We start from the raw sequence: 13505 nt of genomic DNA on the forward strand, positions 1-13505 counted from the left end.
AGATCAGCGCGCCGGGGCGTGCCTCACGCGGAGCGCACCCTCGACACGGGAACGCGCCCTGGTACTCCGGTCCGCTGAACTTGCAGGCGGCGTAGTGCTCACCGCGGCGGATGCACCCGCGGACGCAGAATCGCTCAGACATGTCGCCCCGTCCCCACGACGATCTGATCGCCGGCGAGCGCGCGCTCCATGACGTGCAGTTGCCAGGGTAGGAGTTCGATCCCGCTGGCCTCCTCGGCGAACTTGGCGGCGTGAACCGGGTCGACGGGGTCTGTGCACACGCAGTCGTCGATCTCGTCGGGATCCTTCGACACCCGGATCATCCCCGACCCGCCGCAGTGCGTGCATCCGGGGCGTGGTGCTGTCGCGGTGCTCATGCGATTCTCCTCAGTGCTTTGCTCGTCGCATCCAGGCGGACCCGGTGTGCGGCTTCTCGTGGTGTCTCATCGGCCTCGGCCATCAGACGGAATCGGAAGCGCTGGTCCTTCGCGAACCTCGTCACGGTCATCTCGACGAAGTCGGCGAGTGCGTCAGAACGGTTCACCGCCCCACCCCTCTCCCTGTTGCTCGAGCTGCTCGTGATAGGTCGCGAGTTTCTGCTCGTAGATCCGGCGTGCGAGCCATTCGTCGCGTTGCAGGCGGGCTGTCCGGCAGGGACCACAGGACACATGCTGGATTCCGTTCGGGTGGTCCGAACAGCCGATTGGCGGGGCATCCAGCACCAGCGGGCGTACCGGCGGTGCGGGCACCGCCTCGCGCTCCCCCGCCACCCCGGCCCATGCGTCCGCCCGCGCCGCGTCCTCCGCGCGCACCTGCGCCCTCGCGCGCTCCCGTGCCCGCTCGCGCACGCCCGCTCCCCCCACAGCCACGGACGTCCATGGACGTTCCGAAGGCGGCTCCGGTGTATCGACCCGGGCGCCGCGCGCGTCGACTCTCAGCGGCCGGGCGAGGGCGATCCAGTGCGTCCCCTGCGCCGGGAAGATCGTCAGGAACCCGACGTCGTCCAGCATCAGCAGGTGCTCCTCGACCATCGCTGTCGCCGCCCGCCCCGGGTACAGGTCGCCCGCGATCAGCTCTGGGATCAGCTCCCGGCGCCCCATCACGTCCGTGTGGAGCCACAGACCCATCGCGGTCGGCTTCGCCTCGTCCGGCACCTTCAGGTATTCCAGCGATTGCAGGTCGCTCGGGCTGATGAATCGTTGCTTCGTTGACACCTTGGTCGTTCCCTCTCGCGAATCCCTCGATGCACCTGTCGAGGGCGAACTGCAGATCGTGCTGGTCGACGGTGAAGCATTCGGTCCAGCCGCGTCCCATGGGGAGCAGCCCGAGCGCCTCGGTCTCGCGGCGGAACGCCTGCGGAAACCAGCGGCGGAGCACACGCAGCGCCTCGGCCTCCCACGTCGCGTCCGTGCCGCGCGCGCACACGATCACCTGCGCACCGGAGCGGATCATCATTTCCACCCGGTGCCACTTCCACGCCCGGCCCACCTTGAGCACGCCGGCGTGCGGCCAGTAGACGATGTACGTCATCGCATAGGTCGGCATTGCGCTCACGAGGCACCACCTTCGATTTTCTCGTGGACGATTGGCGCCTCATCTGGCACGCCGCCGATCGCGTCGGCGAAAGCCGTGGTGAACGCATCGGCCAAGTGCGCGGCGGCCGACAGCAGCTTGCCCCACGCCCGCCCCGCGGCGGCGAACACTTCGCGCCCGGCTTCGAGCCGGGCCTCGAGTTCCTCACGCTCCATCGCGTCGACGTCGACGCCGATGCGGATCAGTGCCTCCCGGGCGCTGGCGTTGATCTGCTCCTGGATGCGGCGGTTCGCCGCCTCGATCTCGCGCTTCACGTTCATCGCGCTGCCTTCCTTCGCGGCACGGGATCGCCGCGCCGCTCCTTGTGTGCATCGGAGACCTTCGAGCAGAGTCTGAACTGGTCAAGCCTGTTCACGGTCTGGCCGCAGAGCCGGCACTGCGGCTTGCCCTCGTGGATCATGTCGACGATGCGAAGCTGCTCGAGAGTGACCTCGCGATTCGGCGTGCACTCCTTCTCCTCGACCGCGGGCAGCGACCGGGCGATCAGGGTCTCGAGTGCGACGCTCACGCTGCGTCCTCGATGAGTTCGGCCTCACGCTGCGCCGCCCACCGCTTCTCGAACTTCGCGAACGTGACCCGCGGGTGCGATTCCCAGTGCTCGATCAGCTCCTCGGAGGCGTACGCGCGCGCCCGAGTCTCGTTCCCCATGAACAGGGTGAACGGGTCGATCTTTTTCTCCCGACCGCGAGCGTTGAGCATCGCCCCGTTCGTCGCCTCCTCCGCAGCTTCGTACTGCGCGTAGAGGGTGTCGTCGTACTCCGCGCGGCACTCGCGCCATGCGGCAAATCCATCGCTGATGAGGCTCATTACGTAGCCTCTTTCTGCCAGCGCATCCACTCTTCGCCGTAGACGGAGCAGCCCATCTCCATCGCCACGGCGTGTGAGATCCGGACCCTGGTCATTCCCTCGAATCGGTACCAGGCGAGTTCGTTCGCGAAGAAGATGGGCACCCGCTCCGGCTTGCTGACCCACTTGCGCACCTTCCAGCCGTTCGCGAGCGCGCGCGCCTGCATCGCCCGCTCGCACTCTTCGTTGCAGGTACTGCAGAGAGTGAGGCCGTCCACGGGGGCCGGGATGTTCTTGGTTCCGCCCATCCCGACGGCGCGCCGGTGTTGGAACGTCAGCCCGATGACGGTCGGGCACGCGGCGCAGCGGTAGCCATCGCGGAGGTAGACGCCGCGGCGGGTCGTATCGGTCGGCGCGCTCATCGTGTTGCCCCCGATAGAGTGCGGCCATGACGAGCAACGATGGAATGCAACCCTTTGAGCCTGTGATCAGCGCCGCCGTGGGCGAAGTCGAGAAGCGAATCGAACAGATCCGCGCGGAGCATGCCTCGCGACGGGATCAGTGGCAGGCGCGGCGTCTGGCGGCCTACTGGAACGGCGACTCTGCACTCGTGATCTTGAAGCCGGAGAGCATCAGCCCCACCGACCTGACGGTCACTGCGTCCGGCGCCCTGCAGGAGTACAAGGGCGGTCTCGGAGTGCTCGCGGTGCTCGTTCGCGGCGCCGCGAGCCATGTGGTCGTGGACTACATCGTGAACAACACCGCGGTTCAGATGACCCTGCCGATCTCGGATCTGTAGAGCGCTCATCGGGTCCTCGTCTCGCTGTCGACGGTCTTGCCGACGTTCATCAGTTCGAAGTGACGGCGGTTGACCGACGCCTGCGTGCGCTTCGCGTAGTCGACGACGACGTGCGCCCGCTCGGCGGCGCGACGGTCCTCGCGGGTCTCGTACGTGGCGCGATCGCGCGCTCGAGGAAGTGAGACGCCTTTCTCCTGCAGGTCGTCGATGAGCTTCGCGCGGTTCGCGTCGGCGTCGACCGCCAGATCGGCGGCGCGTTCGGCGAGATCGGCGATCGTCTCGTTCATCTCGCGGGACAGCATCGACAGGTGATGCAGCACGCGGGCGATCATCAGCGGATCCTGCGCCGACTGAGTCACCAGCGCCTCGGCGCGGTCACGCTGCTCGCGGAAGCGAGCGTCAGCAGTCTCGGGGGCGCTCATCCCTTGCGGCCCTTCTTGCGGGCGTTCGCGCGGCGTGCGGCGCGGTTCGCGGGCGGAAGATGGTCACGGGGCGCGGCGGGCGCCGGCGTCTGCGGCGCCCGACGCACGCCCGAGCCGGCAACGTTCTGCTCGACGGACTCCGGTTCCCAAGCGAGGGTTGCGACCTCCAGCAGATGCTCTTGGAGCGCAACCTCGCGGGCGACCGTCACGGCGCGGGCACGCTTCATCTGGGCGTGCAGTGCATTGACGGCATCCGGTGTATTCGTGGCGAGGATCTCGGCATCCCAGTCGCGGGCATCCGAGGCGGGAGGCTGCGCGTTCTGCTCATCAGGTTCGCGGCGGTCGCCGATGGCGTCGCGGAAGGCGCGACGGAGCACCGAGCGGTCGGCGTAGGCGCCGAATAGCTTCGTCGGCTTTGCGAGCCAGAGCGCGCGCCACGAGTCCTCGGCCGGCAGCGACTCGGCCCACACGACGTACCTCTCGGTCAGGACGCCGTCGCGAAGCACACGAGCATGCGCGTAGGCGGGCGGGGTGTCGCCATCCCACACCGGCCGCCACGTCTCGAAGTCCGCGGAGAACAGCGTCGGGAGAATCTGGACGGTGACGCCGGTGCCGATGGCGAGGCGCTCGTATTCGGCGAGGGTCTGGGCGACGTCGTCGATGGTGGGGGTGTTCATGCGGCATCCTTCGAGGGATAGATGTTGAGACGCGTCGACGACTTGGGCTTGAAGTAGAGGGCAGCTGCGGCCTTTTCTGCGGCAGCGAGGCGGGTCCGGAGATCGAGGTACTCGGCGTAGGACTCGGGTTCGGAGTCGGCCCATGCGACCTCATCGAGTTCGTTCCCGGGCGTGACCGAGTAGGTGAAATGGCCGCGGGTGCCGGCACCCTTGGCGCCGTCCCCGTCTTCTGATCCGGCGGCCGCCTTCGCCGCGTGCGCGCGCACCACCTCTTGGGCGGCCTCGAGCGCCTTCTTGTGCGGCGCGATCACTGCTTTGGACGCCACTACGATCGCCAGGGCGTCGTCCACTTCCGGGGGCAGGTCGTCATCAGCGATGGGCGCCCCGGCCGCGCGCCAGTCCATGAACTTCTGACCCTCGCGAATGAGCTTCGCGATGCGCTTCTCGTCACGCTCGACCCAGCGGAACTGGGGCGCGGCGAGGGTGGGCGTGCCGTCCTCCCCCATGACCTCCCAGACGTACAGCCAGCGCCCGAAGCCGGTGACGGCCATGCCGCCTTGCATCTGGTCGTAGTGGTCGGCTGGGACGTCGTCGCAATCCCACCCGAAGTCGTGCGACTTGACCTCGACGCCGAAATCGTCGCCCAGACCGTCCGGGGTGGCGAGCAGCCAGGACAGCTCGTGGTGCCCGATGAGTGCGATGTTCGCGTTGCAGGGTTCGACGGTCACGCCTGCCCAGCTGACGAGGAAGTCCTCGCGCTCGTGGCCGCGTCGCGTGTGTTCGTTTCCCCGGAACTTTGCGCCGTTGAGCTTGTCCTGCAAGATGCGCGAGTGGGTGCCGCGGCCGCCCTGCGTGATCGCGTGAAGCTCGGATGCCGTGGCGCCGGCGGCGCGTGCCGCGAGACCTTCTTCGGAGCCGAGCGAGTCGGTCGCGACGACGCGCAGCGTGTTGGGGGTGAGGTCGAGCGTTGTCATCAGTCCCTCCCGGGTGTGAAAGCGGCGACGAAGATCGCCAGGCTGATCAATACGGCGAGGTCGGCGCCGTTCCACACCGGCGCAGCGGCCGGGATCCCGCACGTGGCAGCGAGGCCGATCCCCGTGAGGAGCAGCACCCACCGCCACGGTGCCAGCGGCCAGATGCCGCGGCGCTCGGGGACGAGACGGGTGTCGTCGGGGACGACGCCGACATGCGCCGTGGCCGGGATGGGTTCGAATCCGATCACCACGGGCGCGGTGTCGTCGATATCCTGTGCAGTAGGCATCTGCGGTGCCTTTCTTTTCTGGTGGGGCGTCCGGTGCAACGGGCGCCCCGCTTTCGTATGTGCGGGGGTCAGTTCTTCGGGATCGTGAGGGTGCCGTAAGCGCCGAGCCAGGCGGCCAGGCCGTCCCACAGCCGCGCTTCACCGCGCGGGGTGAGCCGCGTCGACACGGCGGTCTGCTGTCCGCGGGTGTTCGTCCCGAACGTCGTCCGGTGCGCGCGCGCCCATCCGGCCTCGATCGCCTGCGCGGTCGGCTGGTTGTGACGGACCGATGCGGTGCGGATGATGATGGCGAGGCGGCCGGCGTGATCGAACACGTCCTGGTGCTTGACCTTCACGTCGGGGAAGTTCGCGGCGCAGTGCGCCTTGAAGTCGTTCGCGATGTCGCCGATCGTGCGGAGACCATCCGCCTGCCGGAACGTCTCGGCGTGCGCGGCGACCGGTTCGAGTTCGGCGACGCGCGTCTCGAGTTGCTGCACCCGGCGCGCGGTGATCGCGAGCGCCTGCTGCACGATCTCGTCCTCTGACATCGGCGCGACGTACGAACCGGTGTGCCGGATTGTCGGCAGCACTTCCTCGAACACCCACCGTTCGAATCGTTCGGCTTCCGGAAGCCGGCAGGCGACGATCATCCGCAGCACATCCGGCTCGCTGATCACGCGAACCGTCTGCGCGCCGCCGGTCGTCAGAAGGGGGTGGTGAGTCGGCACCCCCTTGCAGTGCGCGCGGATCGCGGAGGTCGGGTCCGCGTAGTTGAGCACAGCCGCGACGTCGCGAGCCACGAACCACGGGTCGCCGTCGATCATGACTGTGCGCAGCTCGGCGCCGTCGAACCGGAACACCTCGAGCGCGCTCATCACTTGCCCTCCCCTACGCTGTTTGCGTGGATGAGATCACTGCTGCGTGGATCGGTGTCGGCGGAGCAAGTGCCGTCGGCCTCGTCGGATGGGTGCTCGCTGGCGTGTCGAACGGCCGAGCGAAGAAGGCCAACAAGATCGCGGAGGGCGCGAATCAGCTCGCGGCTGATGCCCTGCGGGAGGCTCGCGAATCGAACCAGATTGCCCAGAACGCGAACAAGCTCAGTGAGGAAGCGAACTCGATCGCTCACGCTCAATCCCTCAAGCAGTCCGACCCATCGCACGTCGAGTGGGAGGCGAAGTGGGATAAGGAAGCCTCGATCGCCCAGGTCACCAATCGAGGCCGCGACGACGCGCTCGATACGACCATCCTCTTCAAACGAGGAAAGGTCGAGGAGCTGGTACGGGGCGCAGACCGCATATCTCGCGGCGACCATGTCGCGATCTCGTTTCCGGAGATCCCGGAGCAGCGGACGCAGCACGCGCGTGAGGAAGAGGCGATTCGGGTTGACCCCAGATACAGAGGCATCATCGGCGTCGGCCTTCCCTTCGGAGGAACCATGACCTTCGACGTCCGCTGGATCAGCGAGTTCGGGAATCCCGGACAGCAGACGGTCAAGCTCTACGTCAGCTAACTGCAGCTCGAACGCGACACGGTCGACTCCAGCCAGGGCATCCGTCCCCACGGTGCCCCGGCTGGCCGCGCCCGATACCCCAGCGGGCGTACCGAGATCCCAGGTCTCGGAGTTCATGACGTCACCTCGACACGGCACGCGGCGAACCACGCGATCACATCAGGGCGGGCGTAGCGAATGAGGCTGGAACCCGGCAACTTGTGCCAGTGAGGCCCGGTCTTCGCATCGCGCATCCGCTCGAGCGTCTTGACGCTGACCTCAAGGATCTCGGCGAGGGTCTTGGGCGACATCACCATGGGCATCTCGTCGAAGCCCATGGCCTCGTCCTCGGCGCGATCTACCTCTGAGGGGAAATCAATGACGCTCACGAAGCCACCGCCGCGAGTTCTCCTGATGCGCGCTCGGTCAGGGCGGTGTTGCTGAGACCGAGGAACGACGAGACCAGCACCAGCTCGAAGGCATTGAACGGCTTCGAGCCGTTGAGTCGGCGGCCCACCGTATGCTCCGAGACACCGAGTGCCGCTGCGAGATCGCGGGCGGATCGACGCTGACGGACCAGCTCCACGCGAACCTCATCGGCGAGGCGGTGAACAAACTCGGTGGCCCGCTGGTCGACTGCTTGGTTTTCCATGCAGTTAAGTTCGCATGGAAAACCATGCACTGTCAACTTTGCCAGGCAACTTGTGCAAAATTCATGCAGGCGGCAGAATAACGGGCATGTCAGAAGTCGAACTAGCTGAGCGATTTGCCGATGCCCTGGTGTCCGAAATCAAGGCGGAGATGGGTAGGCAATCCCTCTCGTCGCGTGCGCTCGGGCGCTTGATCGGGAAGTCCTCGCAGTACATGTCCGACCGCCTGGACGGCGGCAACGTGAAGACGGGACGCCGCGTACTGCTGAACATCTGGGATCTCGCCGCGATCGCAGGCGCGCTGAATCTCACCGAGGTCGAACTCATCAGCCGCGCTGAGGCTGTGGCATCCGGCAAGGTGATCACCGGTCGCTTTGGTGTCGGAGGTACACGCGAGGATCTGGACGAAGTGGCCTTCGATTCCGACGTCGCCCACGAAGACGACACCGACGACCTGTACGACGAGTAGGAACCAGATATGCACGAACTCCTCGAACTAGCCGACGAGCTTGGACTCCGCGTCATCGAACGCCGCGGATCGAAGCGAGGAGGCTTTCACGAAGGGTCCAAAACCATCCGCCTCAATCCGGGCCAGTCGACCCGGGCGATGCGGAGCGTGCTCGCGCACGAGATCGCGCACGCCATTTTCGGCGACGTTCCCACTCCCTACGGACCCCAGCGTGCGCGTCAAGAACGTCGCGCCGACGAGTGGGCGGCCAAGTACTTGATCACCCCGCGCGCGTACGCCGACGCCGAACAGCGTCGCGGTGTGCACGCCACGGCCCTCGCGTTTGAGCTTGGCGTGACGGTCGAATTGGTCGAGGCATACCAGCGACTGATGCATCGTCTCGGCGCCGCGACCTACGTAGATCCCCGTATGGGCGCTGGTCAGTTCGCCCACCGCATCGAAGTTGCCTAGCCGAAGGAACGCCACGAATGAATCGCACGCTGATCGCCGGCCTGCCGCTCGCGGCCGCTGTTGCCCTTGCCGGGTGCTCGGCGACCGCCGCGCCGGAAGCCTCGATCGAGCCGACGACGGTCAGCACGACGTCGCCCACGCCGACCCCGGAAGCCACCGTCGCGCTACCCGCTCCGTCGAGCGACCCGCAAGCCGACTTCGTCGCGAAGATGAGAGCCGCGTTCCCCGACATGGCGAGCGGCGACGACGCCGACATCCTCGCCGTCGGCAATCGGCTCTGCGAGGCAGACCGGACCGGCGACTGGTTGACGCTGAACGCTGACCCCAACAACCCCACAACCGCGCAGGCGCTCGCGATCGCCAAGTCCACTCTCTGCGCATGAGTGCCGCGCGAACTACGCCCCGGCTCGAGGTGCTCTGATGGCGAAAGCGTGGATCACCGACAGGTGGATCAAGGACGCGACGGTCACGATGCCGGACGGCACGACGACACGAATCAGCCCGAGCGCCGCGCAGATCAAGTCCTTGAAGACCCTGCCCGACCACTTCCGTACTGCGAAGTTTGGCAAAGGCTCGAGGTGGGTCGCCGGCTGGTACGACCCGGACGGCGTTCAGAAGCAGCGTCTGTTCGCCCGGCGCTCCGACGCCGAGGCGTTCATCGCCGCCCTCGAGGACGACATCCGCTCTGATCGCTACGTCGACCCGTCCGCGCGCGATCGCACGTTCTCAGCGGCAGCCGAGGCTTGGCTCGCGTCGAAGAATCGGATCAAGGATTCCACGTGGCGCCGGTACCGACGCGAACTCGACAACTACGTCCTGCCGCAATGGGGCACCCGATCCGTCGGGAGTATCACCCGCCCACAGATCGACGAGTGGGTAGCCCAGCTACGCGCGGGCACAGCCCTGCACGTGTTCGACAAGAATCAACACATCAAGGTGAAGGCGCGCACTCCCGTCAAGATGAAGCCCGCCTACCTTCGCCACGTCGTCGGCGCCACTTTCGGCGGCGCCCTCCGCTATGCCGTGGGCGAGCAGTGGATCGGTCGCAATCCGCTCGCCAAGGTAGAGCTTCCCCGCGACGAGGGTGACATCGAGTCTGACCTGCCCGGGCTGTCGTATCCCGACATCGAGGATCTCGCGGATGGCGCGAGCGATCTGACGGCGCGGGACAGCGACGGCGCGCTGCTTCGCCTGCTGGCCTACAGCGGACCGCGCATTGGTGAGGCGACAGCACTCAAGGTGAAAGACCTCGACCCGGCGAAGAATCGCGCGCGCGTGCATCGCACGTGGACGACCGACCGGGATGGCCGCCGCAAGCTCGGGCCGGTGAAGACCTGGGAGAAGCGCTGGCTGCCGATACCCGCGTTCCTGATGGCTGAACTCGTCGCGCTCACCACGGGCCGCGACGCTGAGGACTTCCTGTTCACGACCGTGCGCGGCGCCGCGGTCGACGGGACCAACTGGTACAACCGGGTCTGGCTGAAGGTGCGCGCATCCCTTGGCCTTGCCGTCACCATGTCGGTGCACGACCTCCGCCACGTCGCCGCCACGAACGCGATCGCCGCCGGCGGCGACGTCAAGCTCGTGCAGCAGATGCTCGGGCACAAGGATGCTACTGAGACCCTTAACACGTACTCGCACCTGTGGCCGGACCGCGTCGCCGAGGTCATCGCCATGGTCGAGCAACGTCGCGCCGAGGCGCTCGAAAAGGCCCATCACCTCGCCGCTTGACGACCTCTCGACGTTCCCATGTGAGACGTATGTGAGACGGCGGGCAATCGGCCGTTTCTGGGCATAAAAATAGCCCCGGAGATCCGCGTGATTCCGCGGTTCTCCGGGGCTTGTCGGTCGGGCTGACAGGATTTGAACCTGCGACCCCTTGACCCCCAGGCGTCCATATGGCTCAAATCTCAACAAGAACCGCGTGATTCCGCGGACCGGATCATGCAGAACACGTCACGAAGTGCGTGAATTGCATGATTCTGGTCCCCTTCTGGTCCCCTGCAGCGGGCGACATTTAGGAGGCTGTGTCCGGCGCCACCGAGTCCTGAACGATCCCGCGGGTGCCCTGAGCTACACGTGCTTTCGAATCCATTCCCAGGTGTCTTTCGTCAGCCAGCCCTGACGATCTTGGCCTGAGATGTCGACGACAAACAGCCAGCCGCTGTCGTCCATCGCGCCTCGTAGGTGGGTATAGACGGCGTCTGCCGAGGTGTTGGAGACCACGATCCATGTGGACTTCATCAAGTTCGCCCACGTCCCGTAGGACTTGATGCGTTCTATCAGCGACTCATAGTCCTGGCCCGGTGCGTTCAGGTCATAGGTAATCAGATATGCGCTCATGCGTTTTCTCCTCCCGAAACGTGCTCAACGTCCATGCTTGATTGACTACCTGCTGGGCTCTCAACAACGGTTTCGGGCTCGCTTACGACGGCCGGCGTCGCCTGGACTTTTTCGGGGCTGGGCGCGGGGAGGGTCGGCTCGGTCGAGGCTTTACGCTTTCCGAGATAGGCAAGTGACCGAAGAGCGGTGTGAAGATCCTCAATGTCTGCGATGGCCTCACGCGGGTCCTCGTCGAGATGGAACCGAGGTCGCCACGAGCGCATCTCAGCGCGGACATCTTCCGCTTCCTCAGAGTTGTCGAGTTGCCCTGAGATCTCCTCGATGAGCAACAGCACATGTTCTCGCGTAGCCGTCGAGACATGCTCTCGCATGAAACGATCTCGTGCACGGTTGATGCGACTGGAAACCCGTTCGACACTCCCAGCGCGGACAGCTTTTCGCTGCCTGACACCGAGCGCTTCGAATAGCTGACGGAAGTTCTTGGCTAGGGTCTGGCGATCCTGCTCTCGCGTGGCGTCGCTTGCGAGTTCGGCGAGGACGCTCCGAGCGAAGCCGATCTTGTTCAGTTCGAATTTCTCCTGGGCTGTGAGCCTGCGGATCGTTTGCTCCAGAGCGTCAATCGTTCCCTTCGCTCCTGCAGTCGGCAACTCTCCTCCTGAGCCCTCACCGAACACCATCTTGGCGCTCAGTCCGAGCTTCGGGATGTCTATATCGGGAACAAACTCGGCGCAGTAGCTGCTCGCAGCTGCAATCGCGATGTCGATCGGTATCAGGTCCTCAATGGCGACTCTGCCGTGCGGGTTGTCGGTTGTGACACCATCGAGTTCTTCGTCAGATAGTTGAAGCACAAGGTCGTCGGCAATGAGCGCCTTGCGCCGAGCACCACCCCTACGGATTGTTGCCCGAGCTTCGTTGCCTGCTTTATCGCCGTCCAGGAGCGCGATCACTGCCGGCTGTTCAATGTCACGCCCTCTGGCGAGATAGATCAGATACGGGACTTGACTGACACCCCCGGCAGGGACGAGCGTGATGCGGTTGAGATCGAGCCTTTCGCGGTCGGGAGCGTTCTGGCGGCCCAGCCAGCTTGAGATCCCAGCGAGCAGAATCTGATCAGATGGACCCTCCAGCATCAGGTTGCAGGTTCCGATGAAGGCGGTCTCACCGACGAAGCTCCCGAACGCAGATCTGAGTGGCTCGTAGTGGTTCTGCGCAACGCTTGCGACGATGCGTGTCCCCTCGTCGTGTTCACCTTTTTCGAGTACTCGAATTCGCTCGGCATGGTTCTTGTCGATCAGGAACGGTGAATGGGTGACGTAGAGGACCTGTACTGGAGCGCGGGCCTCGTCTTCGGGGTCAGCGAAGTCTGCGAACACTCTCAGGAGATCCTGTTGACCAGAACTAGATAGGAAGCGGTCAGGCTCGTCCATCAGCAGAATTTCCGGTCGCCCGTCGCTGGGAGCCTCGTGGGCGAGGTACTGCACGAAGTAGCTCAGGAAGTACTTGAGGCCATCGCTTCTCTCATCGAATCCGTAGGAGCGTCCAGTCCGATCCCGGATCATGAAGACCAAGTCGTATTCGAAGAGTGCGACGAACAACTCGAACTGACTGTCTTGCGTCCACCAGTGCGGGAAGTTGAGGGCCTTCGACAGCTCACTGTTGATCGTGTCGACGATGCTGTTCGCGTATCCGTTCTTGGTGCGAACTGCGTTCTGCAACTCCACGAACTGGGAACGGTCGAGGCCTGCGACCTTGAGCAACAGATCGGCAGCGAGATGGTACTTCTTGAGTTCCTCTTCGTCGATTGATGTCGAGGTCTTGAAGGAAGTCGAAATCTCATTCGCCTGGCTGACAACGGAGTCTTTCGAGTCGAACCAGTTGGAGTTGTTCGTGAAGGCATCCCAGATGCTGCGAAGCACGCTGCGTCCGACAGCTGCCGTCGTTTTGCCTGTGGCCAGGAACTCCAGGGGGACGCTATCTGGCAGGGGCACATCGGCGTCTATGTTGAACGGCGCTGGAAGTCCGGTTTCGTTCAAGAGCGTCGGCTTCTTGACATGACTGGGTTCCAGCCACTGATCCCCGCGATAAGCGTAAAGACGAAGTTGCGGGGTCGTGTTCATCCGGAAGATGGCAACACGATCAGTTCCGCTGAGTCCTGTCTCGCCGGTCGCTTCCTCGATCGCCTTGATGTCAGCATCACTGATGTCTCGGAACTCGGCCCCGAACTCTGGCCGAATGAGTGTCTTGTCCACGGAGAAGAACGGCGAGTAACGGCAGAAGTCGCTTCTCTCGTATCCTTCGCCGGTAAGTGCAGCGCGCACGGCCGCGAGTACCTGGCTCTTGCCTGACTCATTGCCGCCGACGACAGTAGTGATCTGGTCTTCCAGGCGCAGCCGCACGAACGGGTACTGCGCTCCAGAAGGTGTGCCGTCCCAGGGGTCAGGGCTGTAGTTCGGATTCGACAGTCGAACGTAGTCATAGTTCAGCGAGCGGAAGAATCTTGCGTAAACGGCGGTGAGCTTCATTGCGTCAACCTTTCGGGACAGGTGATATCGGTGGAACTTTCAGGCGGGTAGGTGAACACACGAAA

The 13505-nt window shown here is 64.9% G+C and carries 22 protein-coding genes; 6 read left to right on the forward strand and 16 right to left on the reverse strand.

Translation table 11 applies throughout. The features are described from left to right. Positions 1–134 precede the first annotated feature (134 nt). The 7 genes from LRQ07_RS11015 to LRQ07_RS11045 all read right to left on the reverse strand — a co-directional run bounded on the left by LRQ07_RS11015 (position 135) and on the right by LRQ07_RS11045 (position 2801). Positions 135–377, reverse strand: coding sequence for a hypothetical protein (locus LRQ07_RS11015; protein WP_256534606.1), 243 nt, complete (start codon positions 375–377; stop codon positions 135–137). Next, positions 374–544 carry a hypothetical protein gene (locus LRQ07_RS11020; RefSeq protein WP_256534607.1) on the reverse strand — a complete coding sequence of 57 codons (171 nt, stop codon included), beginning with the start codon at positions 542–544 and terminating at the stop codon, positions 374–376. The genes LRQ07_RS11015 and LRQ07_RS11020 overlap by 4 nt, the downstream gene beginning before the upstream one ends. Then, entirely contained in the window at positions 531–1214 is a 684-nt protein-coding gene (locus tag LRQ07_RS11025) for a hypothetical protein (protein ID WP_256534608.1), read from the reverse strand. The genes LRQ07_RS11020 and LRQ07_RS11025 overlap by 14 nt, the downstream gene beginning before the upstream one ends. Before the next feature lie 336 nt (positions 1215–1550). Further along, a complete protein-coding gene (locus tag LRQ07_RS11030; RefSeq protein ID WP_256534609.1) occupies positions 1551–1853 on the reverse strand; it encodes a hypothetical protein in 303 nt (100 codons plus the stop codon). After that, positions 1850–2101, reverse strand: a complete 252-nt coding sequence (locus tag LRQ07_RS11035; RefSeq protein ID WP_256534611.1) for a hypothetical protein — start codon at positions 2099–2101, stop codon at positions 1850–1852. Before LRQ07_RS11035 ends, LRQ07_RS11030 begins: the two co-directional genes overlap by 4 nt. After that, positions 2098–2400, reverse strand: a complete 303-nt coding sequence (locus tag LRQ07_RS11040) for a hypothetical protein (RefSeq protein WP_256534612.1) — start codon at positions 2398–2400, stop codon at positions 2098–2100. Before LRQ07_RS11040 ends, LRQ07_RS11035 begins: the two co-directional genes overlap by 4 nt. Continuing rightward, positions 2400–2801 carry a hypothetical protein gene (locus tag LRQ07_RS11045; RefSeq protein ID WP_256534613.1) on the reverse strand — a complete coding sequence of 134 codons (402 nt, stop codon included), beginning with the start codon at positions 2799–2801 and terminating at the stop codon, positions 2400–2402. The genes LRQ07_RS11040 and LRQ07_RS11045 overlap by 1 nt, the downstream gene beginning before the upstream one ends. 26 nt (positions 2802–2827) lie before the next feature. Between LRQ07_RS11045 and LRQ07_RS11050 the strand changes: the two genes are divergently transcribed. Continuing rightward, positions 2828–3178, forward strand: coding sequence for a hypothetical protein (locus LRQ07_RS11050; protein ID WP_256534614.1), 351 nt, complete (start codon positions 2828–2830; stop codon positions 3176–3178). A 5-nt stretch (positions 3179–3183) separates the two neighbouring features. On the opposite strand, the gene LRQ07_RS11055 is transcribed toward LRQ07_RS11050, so the two are convergent. The 5 genes from LRQ07_RS11055 to LRQ07_RS11075 form a co-directional block, all read right to left on the reverse strand. After that, complete coding sequence (locus tag LRQ07_RS11055) at positions 3184–3600, reverse strand: hypothetical protein (RefSeq protein ID WP_256534615.1); 417 nt, start codon at positions 3598–3600, stop codon at positions 3184–3186. Next, positions 3597–4277 carry a hypothetical protein gene (locus tag LRQ07_RS11060; protein WP_256534616.1) on the reverse strand — a complete coding sequence of 227 codons (681 nt, stop codon included), beginning with the start codon at positions 4275–4277 and terminating at the stop codon, positions 3597–3599. Before LRQ07_RS11060 ends, LRQ07_RS11055 begins: the two co-directional genes overlap by 4 nt. Then, positions 4274–5251 carry a hypothetical protein gene (locus LRQ07_RS11065; RefSeq protein WP_256534617.1) on the reverse strand — a complete coding sequence of 326 codons (978 nt, stop codon included), beginning with the start codon at positions 5249–5251 and terminating at the stop codon, positions 4274–4276. The genes LRQ07_RS11060 and LRQ07_RS11065 overlap by 4 nt, the downstream gene beginning before the upstream one ends. After that, on the reverse strand, positions 5251–5538 hold the full coding sequence (locus LRQ07_RS11070) for a hypothetical protein (protein WP_256534618.1): 288 nt from the start codon (positions 5536–5538) through the stop codon (positions 5251–5253). Before LRQ07_RS11070 ends, LRQ07_RS11065 begins: the two co-directional genes overlap by 1 nt. A 68-nt stretch (positions 5539–5606) precedes the next feature. Beyond that, complete coding sequence (locus LRQ07_RS11075; protein WP_256534619.1) at positions 5607–6392, reverse strand: BRO family protein; 786 nt, start codon at positions 6390–6392, stop codon at positions 5607–5609. 26 nt (positions 6393–6418) lie between these two features. Between LRQ07_RS11075 and LRQ07_RS11080 the strand changes: the two genes are divergently transcribed. Then, the gene (locus tag LRQ07_RS11080) at positions 6419–7027 is read left to right on the forward strand and encodes a hypothetical protein (protein WP_256534621.1); all 609 of its coding nucleotides are present in this window, start codon (positions 6419–6421) and stop codon (positions 7025–7027) included. A gap of 113 nt (positions 7028–7140) precedes the next feature. Here the strand turns inward: LRQ07_RS11080 and LRQ07_RS11085 are convergent, their stop codons facing one another. Then, positions 7141–7395 (reverse strand): helix-turn-helix domain-containing protein, encoded by a 255-nt coding sequence (locus LRQ07_RS11085; protein WP_256534622.1) that lies wholly within the window; start codon positions 7393–7395, stop codon positions 7141–7143. Beyond that, entirely contained in the window at positions 7392–7658 is a 267-nt protein-coding gene (locus LRQ07_RS11090) for an AsnC family protein (RefSeq protein ID WP_256534623.1), read from the reverse strand. The genes LRQ07_RS11085 and LRQ07_RS11090 overlap by 4 nt, the downstream gene beginning before the upstream one ends. An 86-nt stretch (positions 7659–7744) precedes the next feature. On the opposite strand from LRQ07_RS11090, the gene LRQ07_RS11095 reads away from it, so the two are divergent. From LRQ07_RS11095 to LRQ07_RS11110, 4 genes are read left to right on the forward strand one after another with little or no spacing between them, the layout of a single operon-like run. Beyond that, positions 7745–8125: a hypothetical protein gene (locus tag LRQ07_RS11095; protein ID WP_256534624.1), complete on the forward strand. Its 381-nt coding sequence runs from the start codon at positions 7745–7747 to the stop codon at positions 8123–8125. 9 nt (positions 8126–8134) lie between these two features. Next, on the forward strand, positions 8135–8575 hold the full coding sequence (locus tag LRQ07_RS11100; RefSeq protein ID WP_256534625.1) for an ImmA/IrrE family metallo-endopeptidase: 441 nt from the start codon (positions 8135–8137) through the stop codon (positions 8573–8575). 17 nt (positions 8576–8592) lie between these two features. Next, a complete protein-coding gene (locus LRQ07_RS11105) occupies positions 8593–8958 on the forward strand; it encodes a hypothetical protein (RefSeq protein ID WP_256534626.1) in 366 nt (121 codons plus the stop codon). Positions 8959–8995: 37 nt separating this feature from the next. Then, positions 8996–10306, forward strand: coding sequence for a tyrosine-type recombinase/integrase (locus LRQ07_RS11110; RefSeq protein ID WP_256534627.1), 1311 nt, complete (start codon positions 8996–8998; stop codon positions 10304–10306). 342 nt (positions 10307–10648) lie between these two features. On the opposite strand, the gene LRQ07_RS11115 is transcribed toward LRQ07_RS11110, so the two are convergent. Both LRQ07_RS11115 and LRQ07_RS11120 read right to left on the reverse strand, forming a co-directional pair. Continuing rightward, positions 10649–10918 carry a hypothetical protein gene (locus LRQ07_RS11115; RefSeq protein WP_256534629.1) on the reverse strand — a complete coding sequence of 90 codons (270 nt, stop codon included), beginning with the start codon at positions 10916–10918 and terminating at the stop codon, positions 10649–10651. Beyond that, on the reverse strand, positions 10915–13440 hold the full coding sequence (locus LRQ07_RS11120) for an AAA family ATPase (protein ID WP_256534630.1): 2526 nt from the start codon (positions 13438–13440) through the stop codon (positions 10915–10917). Before LRQ07_RS11120 ends, LRQ07_RS11115 begins: the two co-directional genes overlap by 4 nt. Between the last annotated feature and the right edge of the window lie 65 nt (positions 13441–13505).

The sequence above is a fragment of the Microbacterium sp. J1-1 genome, from assembly GCF_024498615.1.
Classification (GTDB): domain Bacteria; phylum Actinomycetota; class Actinomycetes; order Actinomycetales; family Microbacteriaceae; genus Microbacterium; species Microbacterium aurugineum.

What these genes read in the sequence shown, in the direction of transcription:
- LRQ07_RS11015 (WP_256534606.1), bottom strand. Translation starts at nt 377, where the DNA reads ATGAGCACCGCGACAGCACCACGCCCCGGATGCACGCACTGCGGCGGG.
- LRQ07_RS11030 (WP_256534609.1), bottom strand. Translation starts at nt 1,853, where the DNA reads ATGAACGTGAAGCGCGAGATCGAGGCGGCGAACCGCCGCATCCAGGAG.
- LRQ07_RS11040 (WP_256534612.1), bottom strand. Translation starts at nt 2,400, where the DNA reads ATGAGCCTCATCAGCGATGGATTTGCCGCATGGCGCGAGTGCCGCGCG.
- LRQ07_RS11045 (WP_256534613.1), bottom strand. Translation starts at nt 2,801, where the DNA reads ATGAGCGCGCCGACCGATACGACCCGCCGCGGCGTCTACCTCCGCGAT.
- LRQ07_RS11050 (WP_256534614.1), top strand. Translation starts at nt 2,828, where the DNA reads ATGACGAGCAACGATGGAATGCAACCCTTTGAGCCTGTGATCAGCGCC.
- LRQ07_RS11055 (WP_256534615.1), bottom strand. Translation starts at nt 3,600, where the DNA reads ATGAGCGCCCCCGAGACTGCTGACGCTCGCTTCCGCGAGCAGCGTGAC.
- LRQ07_RS11060 (WP_256534616.1), bottom strand. Translation starts at nt 4,277, where the DNA reads ATGAACACCCCCACCATCGACGACGTCGCCCAGACCCTCGCCGAATAC.
- LRQ07_RS11065 (WP_256534617.1), bottom strand. Translation starts at nt 5,251, where the DNA reads ATGACAACGCTCGACCTCACCCCCAACACGCTGCGCGTCGTCGCGACC.
- LRQ07_RS11070 (WP_256534618.1), bottom strand. Translation starts at nt 5,538, where the DNA reads ATGCCTACTGCACAGGATATCGACGACACCGCGCCCGTGGTGATCGGA.
- LRQ07_RS11075 (WP_256534619.1), bottom strand. Translation starts at nt 6,392, where the DNA reads ATGAGCGCGCTCGAGGTGTTCCGGTTCGACGGCGCCGAGCTGCGCACA.
- LRQ07_RS11090 (WP_256534623.1), bottom strand. Translation starts at nt 7,658, where the DNA reads ATGGAAAACCAAGCAGTCGACCAGCGGGCCACCGAGTTTGTTCACCGC.
- LRQ07_RS11095 (WP_256534624.1), top strand. Translation starts at nt 7,745, where the DNA reads ATGTCAGAAGTCGAACTAGCTGAGCGATTTGCCGATGCCCTGGTGTCC.
- LRQ07_RS11100 (WP_256534625.1), top strand. Translation starts at nt 8,135, where the DNA reads ATGCACGAACTCCTCGAACTAGCCGACGAGCTTGGACTCCGCGTCATC.
- LRQ07_RS11105 (WP_256534626.1), top strand. Translation starts at nt 8,593, where the DNA reads ATGAATCGCACGCTGATCGCCGGCCTGCCGCTCGCGGCCGCTGTTGCC.
- LRQ07_RS11110 (WP_256534627.1), top strand. Translation starts at nt 8,996, where the DNA reads ATGGCGAAAGCGTGGATCACCGACAGGTGGATCAAGGACGCGACGGTC.
- LRQ07_RS11115 (WP_256534629.1), bottom strand. Translation starts at nt 10,918, where the DNA reads ATGAGCGCATATCTGATTACCTATGACCTGAACGCACCGGGCCAGGAC.
- LRQ07_RS11120 (WP_256534630.1), bottom strand. Translation starts at nt 13,440, where the DNA reads ATGAAGCTCACCGCCGTTTACGCAAGATTCTTCCGCTCGCTGAACTAT.